The sequence below is a fragment of the Pedobacter sp. Bi27 genome (assembly GCF_918698255.1).
Lineage (GTDB): Bacteria > Bacteroidota > Bacteroidia > Sphingobacteriales > Sphingobacteriaceae > Pedobacter.
Map to the genome: position 1 here is coordinate 830,568 of NZ_CAKKMW010000002.1, position 23,777 is coordinate 854,344.

At 38.5% G+C, this 23,777-nt stretch carries 23 protein-coding genes; 10 read left to right on the forward strand and 13 right to left on the reverse strand.

Annotation, left to right across the window (positions count from 1 at the left end):
* The first annotated feature begins 3 nt into the window (after positions 1–3).
* Genes LQ227_RS08950 through LQ227_RS08960 form a run of 3 tightly spaced genes read left to right on the forward strand, consistent with a single transcriptional unit; the run spans position 4 to position 3,382 of the window.
* On the forward strand, positions 4–1,818 hold the full coding sequence (locus tag LQ227_RS08950) for a hypothetical protein (protein ID WP_230149068.1): 1,815 nt from the start codon (positions 4–6) through the stop codon (positions 1,816–1,818).
* 50 nt (positions 1,819–1,868) lie between these two features.
* Positions 1,869–2,426 carry a LemA family protein gene (locus tag LQ227_RS08955; RefSeq protein WP_230142836.1) on the forward strand — a complete coding sequence of 186 codons (558 nt, stop codon included), beginning with the start codon at positions 1,869–1,871 and terminating at the stop codon, positions 2,424–2,426.
* Positions 2,426–3,382 carry a DUF3137 domain-containing protein gene (locus LQ227_RS08960; RefSeq protein ID WP_230149070.1) on the forward strand — a complete coding sequence of 319 codons (957 nt, stop codon included), beginning with the start codon at positions 2,426–2,428 and terminating at the stop codon, positions 3,380–3,382. Before LQ227_RS08955 ends, LQ227_RS08960 begins: the two co-directional genes overlap by 1 nt.
* 206 nt (positions 3,383–3,588) lie before the next feature.
* Here the strand turns inward: LQ227_RS08960 and LQ227_RS08965 are convergent, their stop codons facing one another.
* From LQ227_RS08965 to gltX, 8 genes are all read right to left on the reverse strand, one after another.
* Entirely contained in the window at positions 3,589–3,954 is a 366-nt protein-coding gene (locus LQ227_RS08965) for a response regulator (protein WP_029274261.1), read from the reverse strand.
* Between the two features lie 19 nt (positions 3,955–3,973).
* Positions 3,974–4,558 (reverse strand): chemotaxis protein CheB, encoded by a 585-nt coding sequence (locus tag LQ227_RS08970; RefSeq protein WP_230149072.1) that lies wholly within the window; start codon positions 4,556–4,558, stop codon positions 3,974–3,976.
* Positions 4,543–5,361 carry a protein-glutamate O-methyltransferase CheR gene (locus tag LQ227_RS08975; RefSeq protein ID WP_230142842.1) on the reverse strand — a complete coding sequence of 273 codons (819 nt, stop codon included), beginning with the start codon at positions 5,359–5,361 and terminating at the stop codon, positions 4,543–4,545. Before LQ227_RS08975 ends, LQ227_RS08970 begins: the two co-directional genes overlap by 16 nt.
* Before the next feature lie 3 nt (positions 5,362–5,364).
* Positions 5,365–5,736, reverse strand: a complete 372-nt coding sequence (locus LQ227_RS08980; protein ID WP_131030583.1) for a two-component system response regulator — start codon at positions 5,734–5,736, stop codon at positions 5,365–5,367.
* A gap of 16 nt (positions 5,737–5,752) precedes the next feature.
* Entirely contained in the window at positions 5,753–9,337 is a 3,585-nt protein-coding gene (locus LQ227_RS08985; RefSeq protein WP_230149074.1) for a response regulator, read from the reverse strand.
* Between the two features lie 18 nt (positions 9,338–9,355).
* Positions 9,356–10,489 carry a hybrid sensor histidine kinase/response regulator gene (locus LQ227_RS08990; protein WP_230142846.1) on the reverse strand — a complete coding sequence of 378 codons (1,134 nt, stop codon included), beginning with the start codon at positions 10,487–10,489 and terminating at the stop codon, positions 9,356–9,358.
* 104 nt (positions 10,490–10,593) lie between these two features.
* Positions 10,594–11,436 (reverse strand): neutral zinc metallopeptidase, encoded by an 843-nt coding sequence (locus LQ227_RS08995; protein ID WP_230149076.1) that lies wholly within the window; start codon positions 11,434–11,436, stop codon positions 10,594–10,596.
* Between the two features lie 165 nt (positions 11,437–11,601).
* A complete protein-coding gene (gene gltX / locus LQ227_RS09000) occupies positions 11,602–13,110 on the reverse strand; it encodes a glutamate--tRNA ligase (protein WP_230149078.1) in 1,509 nt (502 codons plus the stop codon).
* Between the two features lie 222 nt (positions 13,111–13,332).
* On the opposite strand from gltX, the gene LQ227_RS09005 reads away from it, so the two are divergent.
* From LQ227_RS09005 to LQ227_RS09015, 3 genes are read left to right on the forward strand one after another with little or no spacing between them, the layout of a single operon-like run.
* The gene (locus LQ227_RS09005) at positions 13,333–14,541 is read left to right on the forward strand and encodes a HAMP domain-containing sensor histidine kinase (protein WP_230142852.1); all 1,209 of its coding nucleotides are present in this window, start codon (positions 13,333–13,335) and stop codon (positions 14,539–14,541) included.
* Positions 14,522–15,031, forward strand: a complete 510-nt coding sequence (locus tag LQ227_RS09010) for a DinB family protein (RefSeq protein WP_230149080.1) — start codon at positions 14,522–14,524, stop codon at positions 15,029–15,031. Before LQ227_RS09005 ends, LQ227_RS09010 begins: the two co-directional genes overlap by 20 nt.
* Positions 15,021–15,443 (forward strand): hotdog fold thioesterase, encoded by a 423-nt coding sequence (locus tag LQ227_RS09015; protein WP_086548540.1) that lies wholly within the window; start codon positions 15,021–15,023, stop codon positions 15,441–15,443. Before LQ227_RS09010 ends, LQ227_RS09015 begins: the two co-directional genes overlap by 11 nt.
* Positions 15,444–15,574: 131 nt before the next feature.
* On the opposite strand, the gene LQ227_RS09020 is transcribed toward LQ227_RS09015, so the two are convergent.
* On the reverse strand, positions 15,575–15,940 hold the full coding sequence (locus LQ227_RS09020; RefSeq protein ID WP_230142856.1) for a DUF6249 domain-containing protein: 366 nt from the start codon (positions 15,938–15,940) through the stop codon (positions 15,575–15,577).
* Between the two features lie 137 nt (positions 15,941–16,077).
* Between LQ227_RS09020 and LQ227_RS09025 the strand changes: the two genes are divergently transcribed.
* The 4 genes from LQ227_RS09025 to LQ227_RS09040 all read left to right on the forward strand — a co-directional run bounded on the left by LQ227_RS09025 (position 16,078) and on the right by LQ227_RS09040 (position 18,523).
* Complete coding sequence (locus LQ227_RS09025) at positions 16,078–16,644, forward strand: Crp/Fnr family transcriptional regulator (RefSeq protein ID WP_230149082.1); 567 nt, start codon at positions 16,078–16,080, stop codon at positions 16,642–16,644.
* Between the two features lie 69 nt (positions 16,645–16,713).
* Positions 16,714–17,034: a multidrug efflux SMR transporter gene (locus tag LQ227_RS09030; protein WP_057931064.1), complete on the forward strand. Its 321-nt coding sequence runs from the start codon at positions 16,714–16,716 to the stop codon at positions 17,032–17,034.
* 428 nt (positions 17,035–17,462) lie between these two features.
* Entirely contained in the window at positions 17,463–18,044 is a 582-nt protein-coding gene (locus tag LQ227_RS09035) for an RNA polymerase sigma factor (RefSeq protein WP_230149084.1), read from the forward strand.
* Positions 18,041–18,523: an anti-sigma factor gene (locus tag LQ227_RS09040; RefSeq protein ID WP_230142862.1), complete on the forward strand. Its 483-nt coding sequence runs from the start codon at positions 18,041–18,043 to the stop codon at positions 18,521–18,523. Before LQ227_RS09035 ends, LQ227_RS09040 begins: the two co-directional genes overlap by 4 nt.
* A 222-nt stretch (positions 18,524–18,745) precedes the next feature.
* Here LQ227_RS09040 and LQ227_RS09045 read toward each other — a convergent pair whose 3' ends face one another.
* The 4 genes from LQ227_RS09045 to LQ227_RS09060 all read right to left on the reverse strand — a co-directional run bounded on the left by LQ227_RS09045 (position 18,746) and on the right by LQ227_RS09060 (position 23,693).
* Positions 18,746–18,937: a cold-shock protein gene (locus LQ227_RS09045; protein ID WP_025141747.1), complete on the reverse strand. Its 192-nt coding sequence runs from the start codon at positions 18,935–18,937 to the stop codon at positions 18,746–18,748.
* Positions 18,938–19,041: 104 nt separating this feature from the next.
* Positions 19,042–19,968 (reverse strand): hypothetical protein, encoded by a 927-nt coding sequence (locus LQ227_RS09050; RefSeq protein ID WP_230142864.1) that lies wholly within the window; start codon positions 19,966–19,968, stop codon positions 19,042–19,044.
* A 69-nt stretch (positions 19,969–20,037) separates the two neighbouring features.
* Positions 20,038–20,913, reverse strand: coding sequence for a phosphodiester glycosidase family protein (locus LQ227_RS09055; RefSeq protein WP_230142865.1), 876 nt, complete (start codon positions 20,911–20,913; stop codon positions 20,038–20,040).
* A gap of 263 nt (positions 20,914–21,176) precedes the next feature.
* Entirely contained in the window at positions 21,177–23,693 is a 2,517-nt protein-coding gene (locus LQ227_RS09060) for a zinc-dependent metalloprotease (RefSeq protein WP_230149086.1), read from the reverse strand.
* Positions 23,694–23,777: the final 84 nt, after the last annotated feature.

The following is a 23,777-nucleotide window of genomic DNA, read 5'->3' on the forward strand; positions in this document are numbered from 1 at the left end:
TTAATGCCTGATACCAGAAGATACCGTTACAAAGTTTTTAAATGGATTGCGTGTACATTACTCAGTGTTTTTATCGTACTCGCAGGTATAGCCTGGCTGCTAAATGTTAAGTCTCGCCCTATTTTAACCGATAGGATCAAAACACTCCTTTATAAATCAACAGATAGTTTATATACTATTAGTTTTACCAAGGTTTCTACCAATGTTTTTACGGGTAATGCCACCTTACAGAACGTAAAAATAATACCTGACACCAATCGGTTTAAGCAACTCATCGCCTTAAAAAGAGCGCCAAATAACTTATATACAGTTTCTTTAAAAAAACTGGTGGTGAAGCGCTTCCACCCGTTAACCTTGTACCGCGAAAAAAAACTGCAGTTAGAGGAAATCATATTTGATAAACCTGAGGTAACAATGGTTAACCGGCAATTTGCTTTTAATGAGGGGCGTGCTCCCAGGCCCATTAAATCACCTTATGCTATCATTTCTAAAAACCTGAATGAATTTAGCATCAAAAGCATCCGGTTTAAGGATGTAAGTTTTAAATACATTAATAAAAATGTACCCAATTCAGTACCTTTCTCTATTGACGACCTCAACATTACCTTAACCGATTTGCTGGTAGATTCTACATCTGCTGAAGATCCTACAAGATTTTACCTGCTTAAAGATATTGTGATCAATCTGAATAACTATGTATACCGTACGCCAGACAAGATGTACGATATCCAATTAGATAAGCTGGATTTCAGGGCAACAACGGGTAAATTAAGGATTAACAGTTTTGCTTTAGTACCACTGCACGATGAGATGAACTTTGGCAAAGTTGCCGGTTTTGCGAAGGAACGTTTCAACATCAAGATGAGCGACATTATGCTTAATGGGATTGATTTGCCTTTATACATTAGCAAACAAGAACTTTGGGCAAAGGAAATGGCCATTACCAACGGTTTCGTTTCAGTATTTAACCATAATGGCCTCCCAAAAAAACACCAGGAAAACAAAGTCGGAAAGTTTCCCCATCAGCTTTTGCAACTTCTTGATGCGCCTATTCTGGTCCAGAAAATCCAGCTGAAGGATATCAACGTGAATTACGCGGTTTACAACAATGAGAGTAACCAAAAGGGGCAGATTAGTTTTGAACATACCTCGGGCATTATAAAAAACGCCACCAACCTCGAGAAAATTAAAGCCATAAACCCCATTATGGAGGTTAACCTAAACACTTACCTATTTGGGCAGGGAAAGCTTGATGTAAACTTTATATTTGATCTTACCGCTAAAGATGGTGCCTTTTCTTACAATGGGGTTTTACACAATTTTAATGCGCGGGTTTTAAATCAGATTACCAAACCCTTGGGCTTGGTCCGCATTAACCGTGGGAGTGTAGATAAATTGAAGTTTAACTTTAAAGCGAACGATTTAGGCGCAAAAGGTACAGTAGCGTTCTCCTACTACGACCTTTCTGTAGCGCTGATGAAAAACGATCCTGAAAAAGATCACCTGGTTACCCGCGGTTTTCTTTCTTTCTTAGCCAATGCTTTAATCATTAAATCAGAAAACCCCGGTGTAGACGGAAAGCTGGTACCTGTAACCGTTAATTACAGCAGGCCGGCAAATACATCTTTCTTTAACATGATCTGGAAGAGCCTTTTTACGGGCATAAAATATAGCATTGGTATTACGGAAGAAAAGCAGAATGAAGTACGTGAGCATATTGCAAAGTTTAAGGCCATGCGGGCCAATCATATGCATAGGAAACAGAAACGCTTAGAGCGGCGGATAAGGCGTGAACGGCAACAAAATGAAAAGCGATAACATTTTGTAACCTTTTCTTATCTTTATTCTCTAAACCTTAAACTAAAATTATGATTATTGCCCTCGTTATTATCGGATTTATATTCCTTATCGGGATTTTCTTTTACAACTCGCTTATCGGGAAGAAAAACCAGGTAACCAATGCCTTCTCGGCCATTGATGTAATGCTTAAAAAACGGTTCGACCTTATTCCAAATCTTGTTGAAGTGGTAAAACAGTACACTACTTACGAGCAGGGAACTTTGACCAAAATAGTTGAACTAAGAGCTAAAGCAGGCTCACCAAACATCAGCAATGCAGAAAAAGCAGATTTAGATGCCCAATTGAGCAGTAGTGTGAAAGGTTTAATGGTTAACATCGAAAATTATCCTGACTTAAAGGCCAATACCAATTTTATTAACCTGCAAACCACCTGGACTGAAAGCGAAGAACAGATTGCCGCCGCCAGAAGAACTTATAATGCTTCGGTAACCGATTACAACAATGCGATTATGATGTTTCCGGGCAGCTTATTTGCCGGAATGTTAAATTTCCAGCCCATTGCCGTTTTAGAAACCGCAGCTGAAGAGCGTAAAAATATTAGCGCAAAAGAGCTTTTCAATAATTAATGTCGTTCGATATTGCAAATAATGTAGCCTTACAGCAGGTTTTGGCTACAATGGAGGTAGAGCGCAAAAGAATTGCCGGTACCCAAACCAAAGGTTATATTTTTATTGTTGCGGGCATTCTGCTCTCTGTTCTAGGCTTTTTCTTAGGTTTTCCTATTCCTGGTGTAATTGGTGGCTTAATACCCCTTATTTATGGTGGTGTTTTGTTATTTAAAATCAACGATGCTTTAACAGCTTACCAAAATGCCTACAAAACCAGTGTAATTGGTGCTGCCCTTAAATTTTTAGACGAAAGTTTATCGATTAATCCTTACCAGGGAATTGAAGCCTCGGAGTTTATGTACACACAGTTGTTTAGCACTGAGCCTGATCGTTATAAAACAGAAGATCTGGTAACTGGGTGTGCTGATAAAACCCGGTTTTATTTTGCTGAGGTACATGCCGAATATAAAACAGTAACCCAAACAAAAAACGGAACCCGAACAGAGTGGCACGACATTTTTAGAGGAATTATCTTTACTGCCGATTTTAACAAGAAATTTAATGACGTAACCATTGTAAGGCCAAAAGATTTCGGGGCAGCTTTTGGTGCATGGTTTTCAAAAAACCTGTTTTCTTTTGGTAGTAACGATGTTATTCAACTGGAGAATATAGACTTTGATAAGACTTTTGTGACTTATGGCTCCGATCAGGTCGAATCCAGATACATCCTTACGCCTGCCATGATGGAGCGGATATTAAACCTCAACCATCAAACAAAATATAACATCAGTTTATCCTTTATTGAATCGAGGATGTATATCGCTTTCCCGCTTAACCGGAACTATTTCGAAGCACCTGTTTTTAAATCATTGCTAAGTCCGGATACCGTAAATGAAGATATCTCCACCATAAAGTTTATGTATGATATTGTTAAGGAGCTGGATCTGAATACAAGGATTTGGGGTAAGGAATAACAGATTTCAAACAGAAATTCGTTATCTCGACTGAAGCGGAGCGGAATGGAGAGATCTATGGAGACAGATTTCTCGACTTCGTTGCACTCCGCTCGAAATGACGATCTTTCGAGCCCTAGAACTTCGGAAGTTTAGCAAAGCCCAGGTATAGACTTACGAAGTTTTTCCTGCGCACCAGCCATTTGAAACTTCGTGAGTCTTAGGCGCTAGCTCAAGTGTTTTTTCACAATTTCTTCGAGTGCAGCAATATCAAATGGTTTCGATAGGTAACTATCAGCACCAGCTTCATCGGCTAATGAAGATATATCATTATTGGCCGAAAAATAAATTACGGGAATATGTTTTAAATCAGGATGGTTTTTTAATGCCTTGGTAGCTTGTATGCCACCCAGATCGGGCAACCAATTATCCATAAAAATTAAATCAGGCATATATGCGGCAACCTGTTCTTCTATGTTATTGGCATTTTCAGATGTTTTTATCTCATACCCCGCATCTTCCAAAATAAATGTACAGAGATCAAGGATATCCCTATTATCATCAAAAACAAATATTTTTTTTGTAACTATCATATTAACCTCCGAAAAGCAATTAACCATTTAACTTATTTATATAATCAGCCATATCGTGGCTATCCAATATCACATGCGGCTCAACATTCAGCACTGCCTGTTGCGGCATATACGGCATTATGGCCGTATTTGGATTCTGTATAACCACTCTACCTCCAAAATTGTTTACACTTTTTAATCCCTCTACTCCATCTGCATTAGACCCTGAAAGTAGAATACAGACTAGTTTTTCTCTAAAAACCTCGGCCGCTGATTGAAAGGTAACATCAATTGATGGTCGGGAATAATTTACTTTTTCCGAATAATCTAAAGATATACTTTGGTCTTCCTCTATCAGCATATGGTAATCTGCAGGCGCAATAAAAACTTTGCCAGGGCTTAAAAACTCTTTTTCTTCTGCTTCACCAACCGCTAGTATAGTACGAGATTTTAACAAATCGGTTAAAAGAGATTCGTTACTTGCTTTACGGTGAACTACTAATATAATAGGGAAATCAATATCTTTCCTTAGGGCTGGAAAAATTTCGAGCAACACATCTAAACTACCGGCCGAGCCGCCAATAATTAATGCTCCGCAAGGCGTAGAATCTAAAGTTTCCGCCATATTTTTTCCATTTTAACCCTTTTGTATTCTTTGGCTTTTGGCCAAAACTCCAAACTTTCTTTACTTCCTAAAGCAAGGTATCCTAATTTCTCGATGCTACTATCAAAAAGGTTAAATACTTTATGCTGCAAGTCTTTATCAAAATAAATTAATACGTTTCTACATAAAATCAGCTGAAACTCATTAAAAGAATGATCGGAAACCAAATTATGCGTAGAAAAGATCATCTTCTTATTTAAGCTTTCATCAAATTTTGCCAAAGAGTAGTTCGCCGTATAATAAGCAGAAAAATCTTTTAAGCCACCCGATTGCAGGTAATTTTCCGAATACTGCTTTAAATAATTTAAGGGAAACATCCCTTTTTTTGCTTTATCTAAAACCGATGGATTAATATCAGTAGCATAAATAAGCGATTTATTAAGCAGATTAAGTTCTTTTAAAACAATGGCAAGCGAATAAGCCTCTTCTCCGGTAGAACAGCCTGCCACCCAAATGCGGATAAACGGATAGGTACCCAGCACGGGAAGGACATCGTTCCGCAAAGATTTATAAAAAGAAGGATCGCGGAACATTTCGGTAACATTAACCGTAATTTCCTCTAAAAAACGCTTAAAATATTGCTTATCTGTTTTAACCGTGTAACGAAATTCGGCGAAACTCACAAAATTATCCAGTCCGTAAAGACGTATAATTCTCCTTTTTATTGATGCATGAGAATATTCCAGAAAATCATACCCATGGCTTTCCAAAACATCATTCAACAGGATTTCTACCTGTTCATTATCTATCGCATCACTGATCACCTGTTATTTTGTAAAATTTTCGATTTGCATTAATAACTCGTCAACATTTATCGGTTTTGAAACATAACCCGATGCACCTGCACTTAAGCAACGTTCCTTATCGCCAACCATGGCCTGGGCAGTTACCGCTAACACAGGGATATTCTGCATTTTAGCTGATTTTTTCATCGCTGCAATAGCTTGATAGCCATCCATGTCCGGCATCATCATATCCATTAAAACGATGGCAACATTGTCATGTTTCTCCATAACAGCAAACCCCTCTTGGGCACTTATAGCTGATAAACAATCGAAACCTTTGGCCTTTAAAACAGCTTTTAAAGCAAAAATGTTTCGGTTATCATCATCAATTATGAGAATTAATTTTTGAGGCATAAAAATAAAAAATGGTTTATGATTTATGATGATTTTCGTATAACCAGACCCTTAACAACGATATCAACTGATCCATATCTACCGGTTTGCTGATATAATCGGATGCACCTGCAGCAATACACTTTTCGCGATCGCCCATCATGGCTTTTGCCGTAACGGCCAAAATAGGCAGGTTCCGGTATTTGATATCCTGCCTGATGGCTGTTGTAGTTTCATAACCATCCAGTTCTGGCATCATCATATCCATTAAAACAACATCAATTTCAGGGTTTTCATTTAATAGCTTAAGGGCTTCCTTCCCATCGGTAGCTGCTACCACTTTCATCTGGTGTTGCTCTAACATTTTGGTTAAGGAGAAGATATTACGCACATCATCATCCGCTACCAGAACCGTTTTACCAACCAATACATCCTGTAACTCGGAAAACTTTTTAGGCGTTTTGCCTTTCTCCTTGCTTTTTTCTTCTACCAGATGAAGGAACAAACCTGCTTCATCCAAAATACGTTGATAAGAATGCGCCGTTTTTACAACGATAGAATCAGCATATTGCTTGATCCGGTTTTCTTCACCCTTTGAAAGGTTTTTACCGGTGAAAATGATGATTGGTAAATTCTCTAAACCAGGTGTTTTCTTTACCACTTCGAGGGTTTCGTAAGCATGTTTATCAGGAATACCCATATCCAAAATCACGCAGTTAACCTCTGGCTTATGCAGGGCTGAAACACCTTCGTTTACCTGGTTAACAATTTCTGTCTGGATATTAAAATTGCTTAAAAAATAACTTAGTGCCTTGGCGTGCTGTTCATTTTCTTCTACAATAAGTACCTTTTTAGGGTGACGGCTTAAAGCATGCTCTAGTTTTGAAAAGATCTCTTGCATGTGCTCAAAGGCAAAAGGTTTATTTATGAAATCTATCGCACCTTTTAACAAACTTTCCTTCTTAACCTGTAAAGAAGACATGATGTGCACTGGAATTGGACGTGTTGAAGGATCCGATTTCAGCTCTTCCATTACCTGCCAACCATCTTTAACAGGCAATTGGATATCGAGTAAAATGGCAAGTGGTTTAAAGGTTTTTGCCATTTCAATACCAACATCTCCACGAACGGCAACCAAACCTTTATAATTTCTTTTTCGGGTAAAATCTAAAAGTGTTTTGGCAAAAGGGGTATCGTCTTCAACAATTAAAATTACCTTATCATCAGGCTGAATATTATCCCGGTCATCTTCAATCTCTTGCGGAATATTTTCGACCGTTAAGTGGCTCACTTTTTTTACCGGAGCCTCTAAAGCAATTACAGGCTTCTCTACATGAGGTACAGCGCCATCAAAACCTTTATTTCTATCAATGGGCAAGGTAAGTGTAAAAATACTTCCTTCGCCCTCTGTGCTTTTTAAATCTATATATCCGCCCAATAGTTTTGCCAGCTCTCTACTAATTGAGAGTCCAAGGCCTGTGCCACCAAATTTGCGCCGTGTTGAGCCGTCGGCCTGTTGAAAAGCTTCGAATACCATGCCTTGCTTTTCGGGTGCAATACCTACGCCCGTATCGGTAACTTTGAATACCAGCGCCCCCAACTTTTCATTTTTAGCAATATTTAGGGTTACCGCACCTACGGTAGTAAATTTAATAGCATTTGATAGCAGGTTTTTAATAATCTGCTCTAAGCGCATTTTATCGGTATGAAAAAACTCAGGAACATCTGCAGATTTTTCGATAACAAAGTTTAGGTTTTTATCTTTAGCCAAAGGATTAAACAGCGAACGCATGTTTAGGATAATCTCATCAACCTTAATATTTGCCCGATCGAGTTCCATTTTGCCAGCTTCAATTTTAGAAAGATCTAAAATTTCGTCTATTAAACTTAAAAGACCCTGACCTGAACTTTGGATAACCTCTGCATATTCCTGATGCTCGCGATCCATCGCCTCATTTTCGGCCATTAATCTCGATAATAGCAATATCGAATTGAGTGGTGTTCTTAACTCGTGCGACATATTGGCCAAGAACTCTGATTTGTATCTCGTACTCAGTTCTAAAGCTTCTGCTTTTTGCTGAATTTCTATATTACGTTCTTCAATCAGTTCATTCTTTTCTTCCAATAGGCTGCTTCTTTCTTCCAGCTCCTGGTTGCTTTGCAACAATTCTTCTTGCTGTACACGCAATTCTTCTTCGCTGGCCTGAAGTTTCTGTGCCTGTGCTTCTAACTCGGCATTTAAGCCTTCTAACTCATTGTGCTGAACCTGCAATTCTTCTGATTGCGCCTGCGTTTCTTCTAATAACTGCTGAAGCTTTTGTCTGTTCTGTGCGCCCAACAATGCGGTACCCACATCAGATAAAACCAAGTTTAAAAAGTGTAACTGCAGGTCGCTGTATTTACCGATAGTGCCTAATTCTAAACCACCTATTGAAATTTCATTTCTAACAATTGGAAGCACAATTAACTGGGCTGGTTTTATATTCCCTGTAGCGTGTGTAATGGTTAATTCGCTCTGTGGAACATCATCCAATAATATTGGCTTACCTGTTTTAACCGCCTGGCCAATTAATCCTTGGCCAAGTTCTAAGGTTTGGGTTAAATTTTGTCCTTGCAAAGCATATTGCCCTTTTAAATGCAGGTATCCATCATCCTTAAATAAATAAAGGGCACCAATCTGGCTTTTGGTATAATTGGCCAGAAACTCAATAATATCTTCTGCTAAATGGAAAACATCTTTTTCGCCAACCATTTTTACGTTTAAGTTAGCTACACCGGTTTGCAACCATTCATTCTCTTCTAAAGTATCGAAAGATTTTTTCAATGATGATGACATTGCATTTAGCGATTCGGAAAGCTCGCCAATCTCATCCTGGGTTTGGCTATCGAGTTTAATGCCATAATTTCCATTAGAAATTTGATAGGCAATTTCTTTAATGGCAACAATACGTTTTTCCATCTCGGATTTTTTATCTTCAATTTCCTGTTGAAGTTTAACACGTTCATCGAAATCGACTGATACTCTCCGGTAAAAAAACAACGTAATCAGAATGGCAAGGAGCGCTGCAATTAAAATCAGTATCGGGGTATAAGATGTAAGTTTATTTAATTCGTTAGTTCTTTCTTCAAGCAGCCTTTTCTCTTCAGTTATAATGTTGCTTACAATTGATCTGGCATCATCCATATAAACCTTGCCTTGAAACAAAACCGTAGGATCAATAACACCGCCTAAAGTTTTAATCTCTATAGTCGATTTAATGATATCCATTCTTTTAAAAAGAATTTTTTTAAGCGCTGCTATATTTTTTTGCTGAACACTATTATGCCTGGTATCGAGTTCAACTTTTTTTAGTATCGAAGCGGCCGAATCGCTGGCACCATAATAAGGTGTTAAAAACACCTTGTTTCCAGTTAATAAAAAGCCCCGCTGACCAGTTTCGGCATCTTTTAAATAGGATATTATATTCTCCGTATTTAAAATAACCTCATCACTGTGTTTAACCAGCTCGGTACTTTTAATAAGGTTGCCAATACTTACATAAGAAGCCAGCGAACTGATAAATAGAATAATTAGCGATAAGCCAAGGCCTAAACGTAAATTATTTTTAAGAGTTGTTTTCATTATATGGATTAAGGATAATTAGATTTGATTTTTAAGGATTTCCTCTTCTGTGGTGGGGATGATAAAATAAAACTCAGAACCTTCATCCGGCACACTTTTCACCCCAATTGTGCCTCCGTGGCGGTTAATAATTTCCGAACAGATATACAAACCTATTCCCAGACCATTAAACCGGTTGCTGTTATCTTCTACCCGATAAAATTTATCAAAAATCTTATCTTGCTGCTCTTTTGAAATACCAATACCAAAATCTTTTACAGCCAGATAAAGTTTTTCGTCTTTAATATTCGTGGTTACATTAACCTGATTGGTACCCGGAGCATATTTAATCGCATTCGTAATAAAATTGATGACCACTTGCTCCAAGCGCATTTCATCACCAAATATCATTTCGTCTGTTTTGCCCAGTTTGCTGATTTTAAAATCAGGATTAGATTGCTGCAACATCTCGATGGCATTGTTTACCATGTTATCAGCATAAAAACTTTTCATGTTAAACTTCATCTTTCCACTTTCAATTTTTGAGATATCGAGCAGATCGACAATTAATTCGTTTAGTTTTTCGAGCTGGGTACTCGCTTTTTCGAGATGGTTCTGGGCCATGGTTTTATCATCTCTGTTAAGGCTGCGCTGTAGCAACTGAATGTACCCTTTTACGCTGGTTAAAGGTGTTTTTAGCTCATGACTGGCAATGCTGATAAATTCGTCCTTTTTATGTTCGGCCTGTTTTCGGAACTCGATTTCTTCAAGCAATTTTTCCTGCACCTCGTTAAGTTTTCTATTCTGCTCGTAAATGCGATAAAACGTTTTTATTTTGAGGAGCAGCACATTAATATCAACGGGCTTGGTAATGTAATCCAGTCCACCACTCAGGTATCCTTTGGTAATAAATTTTAACTCTGTATTTACAGCAGAAAGAAATATAATGGCGGTATCTTTTGCCTTACTAAAACCAGAAATGGTTTCGGCTACCTCGAAGCCATCCATATCTGGCATTTGTACATCGAGAATAATCAGGACGTAATTGTTTTTTAAAACTTTTTTCAGCGCCTCTTCGCCAGACGATGCGGTATCAACCTCAAAACTGTGTGCCTGTAATACTTTCTGTAACGAGATCAGGTTTTCTGGCCTGTCATCAACTATAAGGATCATCTTTATTAAAACAAATAAGAAGCCGGGATAATTATGTTTGGTTTTGAGATAAAAACCTCATTAACTGTAAACAAACAATGCGCTTTTAAAAAAGTTTTTATTTTTTATAAATTATTCGAATTAAAAGTATCGCCCTGTCTAATATCGCCTGTTTCGAAGCCTTTTTTAAACCAATACATCCGTTGTGCGGAGGTACCATGGGTAAAAGAATCTGGCTGAACATCGCCTGTAGCCTGTTTTTGCAATTTATCATCACCTATGGCATTGGCAGCAGTTAATGCTTCTTCTATATCTCCTTCATCCAATTTAAAATCTTTAAGGTTTTGAGCATTATGCGCCCAAAGTCCAGCAAAAAAATCAGCTTGTAACTCTAATTTCACCGATAAACGGTTATATTCTTTTTCGCTCACCTGGCCTCGTGCCTGATCTAGCTTTTCCGAAATTCCCAATAAATTTTGAACGTGATGGCCTACCTCATGTGCAATTACGTAAGCCTGTGCAAAATCTCCGGCAGCACCGAAACGGTTTTTTAAATCATCATAAAATGATAAATCGATATAAACTTTATGGTCGCCAGGGCAATAAAATGGCCCTACGTTAGCTCCTGCATTGCCACAGGCGGTTTGCACAGCATCTCTAAATAGCCTGAGCTTAGGATACTCATATTGTTTGCCCATCGCCTGAAATTCTTTATCCCATACTTGCTCGGTTGATTCCAATACACCCGCTACAAACTGTGCCTGCGGATCGTTAGCTGGAACGCCCTGCTTAACTTCTTCGGTGCCTGTGGTAGCCGGGAGTTGACTAACTAAGCCAGTTAAATCTTTGCCAAAAATTAGGCCGAGCACCACGATTATTATACCTACGCCGCCACCGAGGATGGTTTTCCCTCCGCCACCGCTTCTTCCGTCTTCTACATTATTACTGCCTTTACCAAACCATTGCATAATTTACTTTTTTAGTTTAATGAATAACCTTAATTATGGGACAATTGTTATACTAAAGTATAAATTATTTTTATTGATTTATTCTTTTGGATTATTGCAAAAAAAAGAAGTCAGGTTTTAAACCCGACTTCTCCATATTATCTTCTTGCATTCGCAGAATGAATGCTAACTATTAAAAACGGCAATTGCTTTTGCTATCCTGGTTTTAGTTTCTGTTAGGCCCAACAACACAGCAATCTCAAAAACACCGGGCCCAAATTTACCGCCCACCAGCATAATGCGGAAAGGCAACATCAATTCGCCTGGTTTAAACCCTTTTTCTTCGGCCAAGGCTTTAAAAGCTGCTTCGGCAGATCCCGCATCGGTTAGTGCTAAACCATCAGCAAAAGCATTAAAAAAATCAGCTTTTTCGGCCGTCCATTTTGGTTTTACCGAGTTTACATCATATTCTGTCGGCGAAGTAAAAAAGTAACTGCTCTGTGCCACAAAATCAGGCAATAAGGTACAGCGATCTTTAATTAAATCAATAACGGTATTTAAATAAGCATCATCGTTTATTTCAATGCCAACTTTTTGCAACTCCACTTTAACGCTTGTCGCCAAGCGCGCTGCGCCCTGCGATTTAATCCACTCATGGTTATACCACTTGGCTTTTTCGAAATCGAATTTTGCGCCTGCTTTACTAATTCTTTCTATCGAGAATTTTTCTTCCAGCTCTTTTAACGAGAATAACTCCTGATCGGTACCATCATTCCAGCCTAAAAGTGCCAGCATATTGATAAAAGCTTCGGGCATAAAACCCATTTCCTTAAATCCTTTGGTTACATCCCCAGTTTTTGGGTCGGTCCAGTTCATGGCATATACCGGAAAACCTAATCGGTCGCCATCCCGTTTACTTAATTTTCCATGCCCATCTGGCTTTAAGATTAAAGGTAGGTGTGCCCATGCAGGCATCTCCGCTTCCCAACCTAAATATTTCCAAAGTAAAATATGGACCGGTGCTGAAGGCAACCATTCTTCTCCCCTAAAAGCATGACTAATTTCCATCGCCTTATCATCAACCACAACGGCTAAATGATAGGTTGGCATTCCATCAGCTTTTAATAATACTTTATCATCAACCAACGAGGTTTCGAAGCTTACGTCACCACGGATTAAATCGTTAAAATGTACAATTTCATCAGTCGGTACTTTAATACGGATAACATGTGGTGTTTTGGCTGCCAATAACTCTTCAACCTCGCTAATGGTAAGGGTTAAAGAATTACGCATCTGCATACGTGTGGCCTGCCCGTATTGGAAATTTGGAATTTCTTTACGTTTGGCATCTAAATCTTCCGGGGTATCGAAAGCGTAGTAAGCGTAACCATCGCTAATTAACTGTTCGGCAAATTTACGGTAACTGGGTTTGCGCTCGCTTTGGCGGTACGGGCCATAAGCTCCTGGGTTGTTAGGGCTTTCATCAGGTGTAATGCCACACCAATCTAAACAGTTAACGATATATTGTTCTGCACCTTCTACAAAGCGATTTTGATCGGTATCTTCTACACGAAGTACAAAAGTTCCATTATTTTTTTTTGCAAATAAATAATTGAACAAGGCAGTGCGCACACCACCTAAATGCAAACCTCCGGTTGGGCTTGGGGCAAATCTTACTCTAACTTTCTTATCCATAATTGGTTTGTTGAGCGCTTGGCGTTAGGCGTTGGGCGCTCTAGCGCTTACCGCTCTGCGCAAAACGCAAGACGTTGCAAATATATGTTTTTCATCCATTTTATAGCGTTTCATCTGCGATGAAGCAATTAGGCATTCGAAATGATTACTTTAAGGTTTGTGAAAAAGCATAATGGTTTTATGTTTTTTTCGTTTTGTTATTGTAATTTGGCTAGCTAAAGCATGAATCCTTATCAAAAGAAACGCCGCTGGAAGTTTTTCCTTCTCATTTTTGCCATCTTAATTGGCATTGCTTCAGTATTTTACACCGATTCTTTTGTAAAAAAAATGGAACGCGAAGAGGCAGACCAGTTTCACCTTTGGGTGAAAATTCAGGAACGGGCCATGTTTCTTTACGATAATGACGATTATCGTGTAATTGTAGAAACGGTACGTGCAACCACCAAAACACCTGTAATCATGGTCGATTCTGCAGGAACGATTACTTCTTTCTTTGGTTTAGACAGCACTAAAACCAATTATCCCGTTGCAGATGCCAAACTCACTTACGATAGCTTATATTTTGTAAGGCAGTTAAGGCAGATGAAAGCGCAGCATCCACCAGATGAAATGAATTTTTTGGGCAAAAAGTTTAAGGCATATTATCGCGACTCTTTCATTTTAACACAATTGAGGTATTTTCCATACATCCAAATGGGCGTTATCTTCCTTTTCCTTTTAACAGCTTATGCAGCATTCAGTTCGGCCCGGAAAGATGAACAAGACCATGTTTGGGTAGGTTTGGCCAAAGAAACGGCTCACCAGCTGGGTACACCAATATCATCACTCATGGCCTGGACAGAATTGATGAAATCGAAATTTGATGCAGAAGATGATCCGCTGATTGCCGAAATGGAGAACGATATTAAGCGCCTGGAAATTATTACCGACCGTTTCTCGAAAATCGGTTCTAAACCTATACTCGAAGATCATACGGTTTACATTGTAATCAGCGATTTTATCCGCTATTTTAAAGTACGCACCTCAGATAAGGTTAAATTCAGCATTACCGGCGATGAGCAGGTAAGGGCCATGCTAAACGTTCCATTATTTGATTGGGTAATTGAAAACCTTTTAAAAAACGCAGCAAACGCCATCGAAAACGAAGGGTCGATCTCCATCAACATTATAGAAAATTTAGCCAAAGAACAGGTGTTTATTGATGTGAGCGATACCGGGAAGGGTATTCCGAGATCTAAGTTCGATGCGGTTTTTCAACCGGGCTATACTACACGTAAACGCGGCTGGGGTTTGGGTTTATCGCTTACCAAACGTATTGTAGAAAATTACCACAGCGGAGAAATTTTTGTAAAAGACTCTGAACTGGGTAAAGGCACAACTTTTAGAATAATATTAAAAAGCAGTTTAAGATATGAACCGACCACAGCCTAACGAATATCCAACTTGGGGCGAAACCTATATCAGTAAAGTAGATCGAGATATTTTCGAAATTTTAAACGATCAGATGCTAAGTCTGCCGGTCTTATTTAGGGCAAACGCCGATAAAGCTGATTACGCCTATGCTGAAGGCAAATGGACACTAAAAGAAATGTTAGGTCATATTATTGATGCTGAACGTGTTTTTGCCTTTCGCATTACCTGTTTTGCCCGAAAAGAACAGCAGCCTTTACCTGGTTTCGAGGAAGGTGACTATGTAACCTATGCCCGCTTTGCCGAGCGAGATCTGGAAGATCTGATTGAAGAGTTTATTGCCCTGCGTAAAGCCAATTTATACCTTTTTAAATCTTTAAACGAAGAAGAACTGAACAGAAAGGGAATTGCTTCGGGCAGAGAAATTAATGTAAAATCTATTTTATTTATTGTGGGCGGCCACATTATCCATCATGTTTACATTTTAAAAGAACGTTACCATGTGGTTTAAAAACTTTACAGTTGACGAGCTGAACAACCGCCCTAAAAATCATTTAGGTGCGCTGCTCGATATCCGCTTTACTGAAATTGGTGAAGATTTTATTATCGGAACCATGCCTGTTGATGAACGTACACATCAACCTGCAGGGATTTTGCACGGCGGCGCCTCGGTGGTTTTGGCAGAAACCTTGGGCAGTATAGCTTCTTATATGTGTATAGATCCTGAGAAGTATGTTGCTGTAGGTTTAGAAGTAAACGCAAACCATTTACGGCCAGTAAAAAGTGGGTTGGTAAAAGGCATTTGCAAACCTTTACATATTGGGGCCAAAACCCAGGTTTGGGAAATCAAAATTTACGATGAACGTGGAAAGATGAACTGCATTAGCCGTTTAACCGTAGCGATTATTAATAAGCCGCAGTAGATGTACTGTCAGATGTTTCCATCTGACTGTTATTTAAATCTAAAAGCAAATTATCTATTGCTGACAATACAAGAATAAAGAGAAGTCAAGTTTTTATAGCGATGTGGCCATTAAACTTGACTTCTCTGATATTAAAGCATTTTATTGCTATCCAGCCATTTCTTCTCTACAAGGTAAGAAACAATTAAGCCCAGTCCGCCGAAAATTCCGATGAAACCAAAGTAAATGGCTACCGATTGTCCCTGCTCACTACGTGTCATGTCGCTGCCGAACACTCCTCTAACTGTAAATAGCGCTACCAGCAGGCCGATTCCTAAACCAACCAAAAGCAAACCGAACTTTAAACTTAAAAACGGTTTTGGTGTGGCCTTATGCACACCCGGATCGATCCCCCTTTCGATCATTGCCATTTTCTCTTTGTTTGATAGGTAGCGGATTCCGAATACCATTGCGAATGCACCTAAAAAAAGCGAGATTGGGACTAATATACCTTCCATGATTATAATTTTTAATTTGTAAATATTCTATTGTTTAAATTGAACCGTGTTCTGTGTATTATGACTACATACTTTTTAACCAGGTTACACCCTTGCTGAAAAAAAATCGATAGCTTTATCAAACATTAAAAATTCACTTGTACAGTCTGTTAAAAAATATAGAAATCTTTAAGCCGCTCAGCAATAAAGCTTTAGAAAGGTTAGCTGCTGTTTCTAAGCGGGTAGAACATCAGAAAGGAACGATTTTAATCTATGCAGATAAAATAGAGCCTTATTTCTATATCCTCGAAAGTGGCATTGCCAGAGCCTATTCTGACGGAGAAAACCAGCAGGTAACCTTTTGGTTCGGACAAAGTGGTGCCGTTCTTTTTTCTTTTAACAGCTATATTAATAATAGCCCCGGGTACGAGAACATTGAGTTATTGGAAAACTGCAGTTTAATTCAAATCAGGTTAACCGATCTTTTTTCGCTTTACGATCAACATTTAGAAATTGCTAATTGGGGCAGAAAAATTGCAGAACAGGAACTAATTGCTACTGAAAGAAGATTAATAGACCGGGCTTTTAAAGGGGCAGCAGAACGTTACCAGGATTTTCTAGATCAATCTCCCGAACTGATTAAAAGAGTAGCCTTAAAACATATTGCCTCATACCTGGGTGTAACACAGGTTACCCTAAGCAGAATAAGAGCAGCTCATAAATAAATTCATTTTTTAACATTTGTAAAATGTTGCCTGATGAATGTGCCTTAAATTTGCAGAAACACATTTATCATGAACTGGATTATCTTAATTATTGCCGGCCTTTTTGAAGTTGGCTTTACCACCTGCCTTAAATTATCGAACAATTTTTCGAATATAAAATGGAGTACGGCTTTTTTTGTCTGTATTATTTTGAGTTTCTTATTACTAAATAAAGCAACCCAAACTTTACCAATGGGAACTGCCTATGCTGTTTGGACGGGTATCGGTGCCGTAGGAACAGTAATTATCGGAATTTTTTATTTCAATGAACCAGCAACCTTCTGGCGGATATTTTTTATCTGCACACTTATAGGATCAATTGCAGGATTAAAGTTTTTCGCTTCACATTAGCGAGCACTTGCGAAGTTAATTATATTCACTAGCTGGTGAGCAAAAAATGATTAATTCCTTTTTTGGAGCGCAATGTCTGTGCAGTTAATCAAGTTGGTTCCCGTGTTGCGCTTGTACACTTTCCCGAAAAATCGGGATTCCTCAGCCTGCAGAGTACCGCTTCACCCAAGTCTAAATGGCCAAAACAGCATTTCATTTTTAAGGCTGCAGGGCGCACCCACGTTGTTCATAAACCTGATGGCAGCGGCAGCCCCGAAGCATGAGGGCTACAGCGAACAGCAGGGCTTCAATTTCCTATTAAAAACGGCCCTTTCATTTCCGAAAAACTAACCTATTACATTATTCACCTGCAACGGATAAATAATAAACCTTCTTAATGATGTTTCTCGTGTAACCTACTTATCTTTAATGTAGTCTTATTGCTAAACATGGAGCAAAAACCTACAGATTTAGAGCTGATCCAAAAAGTATTGAACGGCGAAACCGATCAGTATGCTTTATTGGTAAAGCGCCATCAGCGATTTGTATTTACGCTTGCTTTAAGGTTTTCGAAAAACAGGGAAGACGCCGAAGAAATTGCGCAGGATTGCTTTGTAAAAGCATATAAAGCATTGGGCACCTTTAAACAAACAGCTAAATTTAGTACCTGGCTGTACACGATAACCTATACTACGGCGATGACTTTTTTAAGGAAAAACCGTTTAGATACTACGTCAATACATGATGAAAGCACCATTTTACAGCTCGAAAACCATACCTCGGGTTTTAATGCAAATGGCTATGAGCGGCAGGATAGCCATGCTTTTTTAAATATTGCCATTACCCAGCTTTTACCGGATGATGCGGCTATTATTACCCTATTTTACAAAGGCGAACAGAGTTTAGAAGAAATTGGCGAAGCGCTGCATATGGAACCCAATACGATAAAAGTAAAGTTGCATAGGGCCAGGCAAAGACTTAAAGAAAAATTACAATATTTGTTAAAAGATGAAGTAAAGGAGTTACTATGAATACAATAGAACAACAGCTTTGGGATTATATTGATGGGAATTTGGATGATGCTTCAAAAAAAGCCATCGAAGAAAAAATTGAATCGGATGCCGAGCTTAAATCGCAGTACGAGGATCTGCTTAAGCTTAATTTAGTTTTTGATGGGCTCGATCTTGATGAACCCTCTATGTCTTTCACCAGAAATGTGATGGAAAGTGTTGCCTTAGTTCCTGCCCCTATGGCGATGAAAACAAAGGTTGATAAAAAGATTATTTATAGCATTGGAGGCTTTTTTGTGGTCTCGTTACTCGCCTTATTGGGTTATGTGTTTTATAACGCTAACCTTGAAATGCCTCAATTCGATTTAAAAGTGAATTTCGATTTCAATTTAGAGAAATACATTACGCCTACAACTATTTATGCCTTTCTTTTTGCAGATCTGGTGATCGGATTAATTTTTCTCGACCAGTTTTTAAGGAAGAAGGTTGCGCAGAAGTAAGAACGCTTAAATTATTCCCGCAGATCAAATTGGTTTACGCAGATTTATGCTCATCTGCGCTTTCCACGAAATCTGCGCCTGAATTACCCAAACCAGGAACAATAAAATAGTAGGTCATAAAAAGTGAGAATAGATCCTGAATGAATTCAGGCAGCGAAAAATAAAACAAAAAAAGGCCGCCATCGCAAGAAAGCAGCCTTCTCTGTAAATATGATAAATAAATTAAATTACTTTCACATTAACGGCATTTAAGCCTTTTTTACCGTTAGCAACTTCGTACTGTACTTTGTCGTTTTCACGGATTTCGTCGATAAGACCTGTTGAATGAACAAAAATTTCGCTATCGCCATTTGCAGGTACGATAAAGCCAAAACCTTTAGTTACATTGAAGAATTTTACTGTGCCTTCTTGCATTGTATTAAATATTAAAATTAAGTATGCAAGGTAAGTTTTAATTTTTAAAATCAAAATAAATTTTAACATTTTTTTAACGTTAAAATTTTGTAAATAGCAGATTACTAAGGCTTTTTAATTGCCTTCCCAATTATTGTTAAAGTAATTTCACTATTATGCGGAATCCCGAGTGTCGTTCCGGGAGCCACATCAAAAAGGTTTCTAACATAGATATCTGCTATCCCCTGAGCCACCTTTTTTTTAGTTTCAACGTTCTCGGGAAGCACATTATAAATCGTTTTTACGTGTATCCTTCCCTGAAAATCTACAACCGCTGCAACCTGGTAAGCAAAATCTTTATAAGCCCGATCTATCCTGATAATATACTGCGGAAACATATAATCGTAAGCTTCGGTCCTGTTATTGGCCCGATCAACCGTACTGATTTTTTCTACCCTTACAATTTTACTTTTTGGTATAAACTGAACCGGATCTGTTGCAGCAAAAGCACTATCGCTATTTAAATTAACTTTGGCAGCACGCTTCTCTATAAAAGCAGTATCGGCCTTGCTTGGTTTTTGCAGATCGGCAGCCTTGGCCTTCAATTTGTTTTTAATATAATCCTGCGCGTAAAAAGTCATATTTACATCCGAGCGAACATCCGAAGCAATTACTTTTCCATCAACCTGAATCCGCTGAAAAACCAAACTATCCTTACTGATGTGTTTTACTTTAAAAAATTCCGCAGCAAAATTATATACATTCCCGTGATCGTACTGCATATAGAATTTTTGCATTCGTTGTTTCTGTGGACTCCAGGCCGACATGGTATCTTCCTTAACCACTTCAATGATCCAGGATGGTTTTTGCATAAAACCTTCCGTATTAAAAGAAAGTCCGTTTTTAAAACGGCGTTTTACCTCTTGATAACGGATGCCTTTTACAGGCTCGAAAGTAAAATCTCTTAAAGTTGGGTCGCTGGTTTTAGTGCCAAACTTACAGGCAGAAAGCATCAGTACAAAAAAGAAAAAGTATATCGTATTTTTAATCATTTCAACAAAAATCTTTGGCTAAAATAAGTTTTTTTAACCAGAGCTAAACATGCTGTAATAGATACAGGTTTATCTCCGTACTTGTTTTTTCACCAAAATGACGTTAGCTACTTTGCGCTGCCCTTCATGGTCCCATTTTTTATTATCAGTTGGATAGTTGACAACACCATTATCGGGCATTCCGTTTACCCACAAAGTTGTAGAACCTCCACCATCAAAATTTAGGGCACTGGCGCAGCCTAGCCAACGCATTAATTTGGTTAGCTCAAACAAACTCATACCTGCCGAGTTTTCATTTCTTCCATCAACAGTTAACAAAATCACCCTGCCATTAGGCTTTACGCCTAAGCAAGTACGCGGATGGCGCAAACGGCTAAATCCAGTCGTATCCAGCTTTTCATCAATATCGTTTAGAGTTAATAAGGGGCCGTTTAACAAAACATCTTTAGCGGCCAGTTTTGTTTCCCAGTCACTTGTCCCATCCCACTTTTGGATCGAAATTTTTCCGTTCTCAATTACAACCGCCGCTTCTTGATGCCTTGCCCGATTTCCATTTTTATCCAAGCGGTTAGTATTAATGGTTTTTCCATTAACACGAACAAAATCTACTGAACCTCCATTTTTTACATCGAAAAAGTTACCATTTACCGCAGCAATTGCTGTATCGCGTAATCCAAAATTACTGGTAGTAATTAGTTCTCTCTCTTCTGCTCCAATAGCAAAAACCGCCTTCCGGCCTGTATTTTTTATTTCTAAGAACGAAATGTTTTCGTTTGCAGCGAAAAGGTTTTTCTGATCAAAATGATGCTGGAATAAAGTCACCTGTTTGGCAATTCTGTTTTTATGCCATTTGGTTTTTATAACCGTTAACGAATCTGCACTTTGACCAAAGGCAGATAAACTGTATGTAAATAAGGTAAGGGCAAATAATAATCTTTTGAGCATAATAGCTGTTTTAACCATAAAATTAAAAAACTGCCATGTGTTTAGCTTAAAGCATCAAAAATTATACAAAGGGGATTAAATAGATTCGTCATTTCGAGCGAAGACGACGATCTTTTGATTGTAAACCTGCTAGGTTTGACTTATAAAAAAACGGAGCAATCAATTTAATGACCTGCTCCGCTTTTTTAATGATTGAATGAGTGAGTTATTGAATGGTGCATTGCTTTTCATTCAATCACTCACTCATTTTATCATTCAATCATTTATTTCTTAGGATCTAAAATATCTTTAATTCTGATATTCAAATCTTCATAATGTGCCTTGGTAATGGCATCACCTGCTGCTGCTCTGGCTTTTGTAGTAGCCAATAAAGTTTTTAACTCTGCTCTAACCAATGGTCTGATATCAGATAAGCCAACATTGATTGGCGTTAAACCGTAACTTGCTGCATAATCTACAGGAAACCCAACCGGAAGTTCTGATTCTTTGGTCATTAAATCCTGTAAACGGTCTACATAAGCACGTTGTAAATTACGTTTAAATGCATCTGCTCTTCCTGCAACAAAAACCGACGATCTTAAGTCCGTAAATAATTCAGGTAAGGTGTATGCTTTTGCTGCACCGTTTTTAGTTTCGTTGTCTAACAAACGAGCAATACGTGAAGCGGATAATAAATTACCTAAAGTATTCGCTTGAACACTTTTAATGCGGTTTAACAATACACCATTATCAAATTTACTGAGTTGATCATTGCTGATTAACCAAAGTGGGGTAGTAAATAATTGTTGATTGAAAAAAGCAACGGCTTCTTTTTGCTTTGTTTTAGGCAAATAGGCGTAAACTGGCCCTTTTTGCTCGTAGGTTTTAAAGTTTTCGCTTAATCCACCAACGTTTGTTGCCACGTGTCCCATATAACGGTTAAACTGGCCAACAATTTCGGTGTAGATTTCTTTTAAATCACTGTAATCTTTTCCTTTTTGATAGGTCCATTTTTCTACGTTAGGCAAAATACGTTTTAAGTTGGCAATGCCATATGTACTTGCTTTCATTGCGTTGTCGCCCAAATCTTCGCTCTGCAAACGAGGATCTAATGAAGTTCCCTGACGGCCATAGAAATACAAAGGATTACCTGCATTTTTCAATGTCCACTGGTCTAAAATTTCTTTTTCCTGTTCTGCAGTTTTGTTTCCAGGAATCCAAGAATAACCCCATTTCACTACCCATTTATCATATTCTCCAATTTGGGGGTGAAGCTTGGTTACACCATCGCCAGGTTGAGCGATGTAGTTAAAACGCGCATAATCCATAATAGATGGTGCAGTACCATGTTTATCTGTAAATGCTTTTGAACGTAATGAATCAACCGGGTAAGCATAGCTCGAGCCAAAGTTGTGTGGTAAACCTAAAGTGTGGCCAATTTCGTGTGAAGAAACAAAACGGATTAATTCGCCCATTTGCGCATCCGTAAATTTAGCTTTACGAACTTCAGGATTAATGGCTGCTGTTTGTACAAAATACCAGTTACGCAATAGATTCATTACATTATGGTACCAACCAATGTGCGTTTCTAAAATCTCTCCGGTACGTGGGTCGCTAATATGCGGGCCGTAAGCATTGGCAATATCTGATGCAAAATAGCGAACAACTGAATACCTGGAATCTTCTACACTGAATTGAGGATCTTGTTGAGGCGTTGGCGCTTCTTTACCTATAATGGCATTTTTAAAACCTGCAGCCTCAAAAGCTACCTGCCAATCATTAATCCCCTGGATTAAAAACGGCACCCATTTTTTAGGCGTTGCAGGATCGATATAAATTACAATCGGTTTTACCGGTTCTACCAGTTCGCCACGTTTATAGGCATTGGTATCTTTTGGAACCAAATTCCATCGGTGAATGTAGGCTGTACGCTCTGCCTTTTGTGCGTTGCTTCCATAATCAATTTGAGATTGACCAAAAAAACCAACCCTGCTATCCATTATCCTGGCTTTCACAGGGGTTTTTGGCAATAATAACATCGACGTATTGAATTCGAAAGTAACAGCTCCATTACTGTTATCGGTCGGAGATTCTGCTGCCCGGTATGTTTTAGCGGTTTTTACTTCAACGTTGATCGGGAAAGTTTTTACCGTATCGATATAAGAACGTGTTGCATCGTACATGGTAACTTTATAAGCTTTACGGATCTGATCGGTAGCACCAATTGCCATTACATCACCGTTATAAAAATCAGTAACATCAATCACAACACCAGTAGTATCCTTATTATAGGCTTTAATTTCAAAACTGGCTAAAATTTGTGCAAGATTAGAGTTTTGCACCGATTCGTACATATCGCTGTTCGGATCAGCCTTTGTTGCATAACTTGGTACGCGGATGTAAACTTGTTTGCCTCTACGCTCCCATTTCCATACCTGCTCATTTAATTGTTCCCCGCCATATTGCTGGTTACCAACTTTTACCCCTGCTGGCACCTTTGCCAATCGGGTAACTACAAGCATTTCGCGGTTGATCATTGAATCTGGTATCTCAAAATACCATTTATCGTCTACCTTGTGTGTTTTGAATAAACCGTTTGTTGTTCTGGCTTTTGCGGTAATTACTTCAGAAAATGGTTTAATTCCTTCTTTTTTTGGTGCTGCTGCCGGGGCTGCAGTTGGAGCTGCAGGAGTAGCTCCTTTTGTTGTTTTAGATTTTTTCTGCGCATATACCGAACCTGATCCGGCTACACCAAGTGCTACGATACCTGCGAGGGCAAGTACCTTAAAGTTTTTCTTCATGTGTATATAAAAGTTAGTTTGCTTGGCAATAAGAGGTTAAAGTTAGAACCTTGTTACACGACAATTCTTTTGTAACTGGAAAAT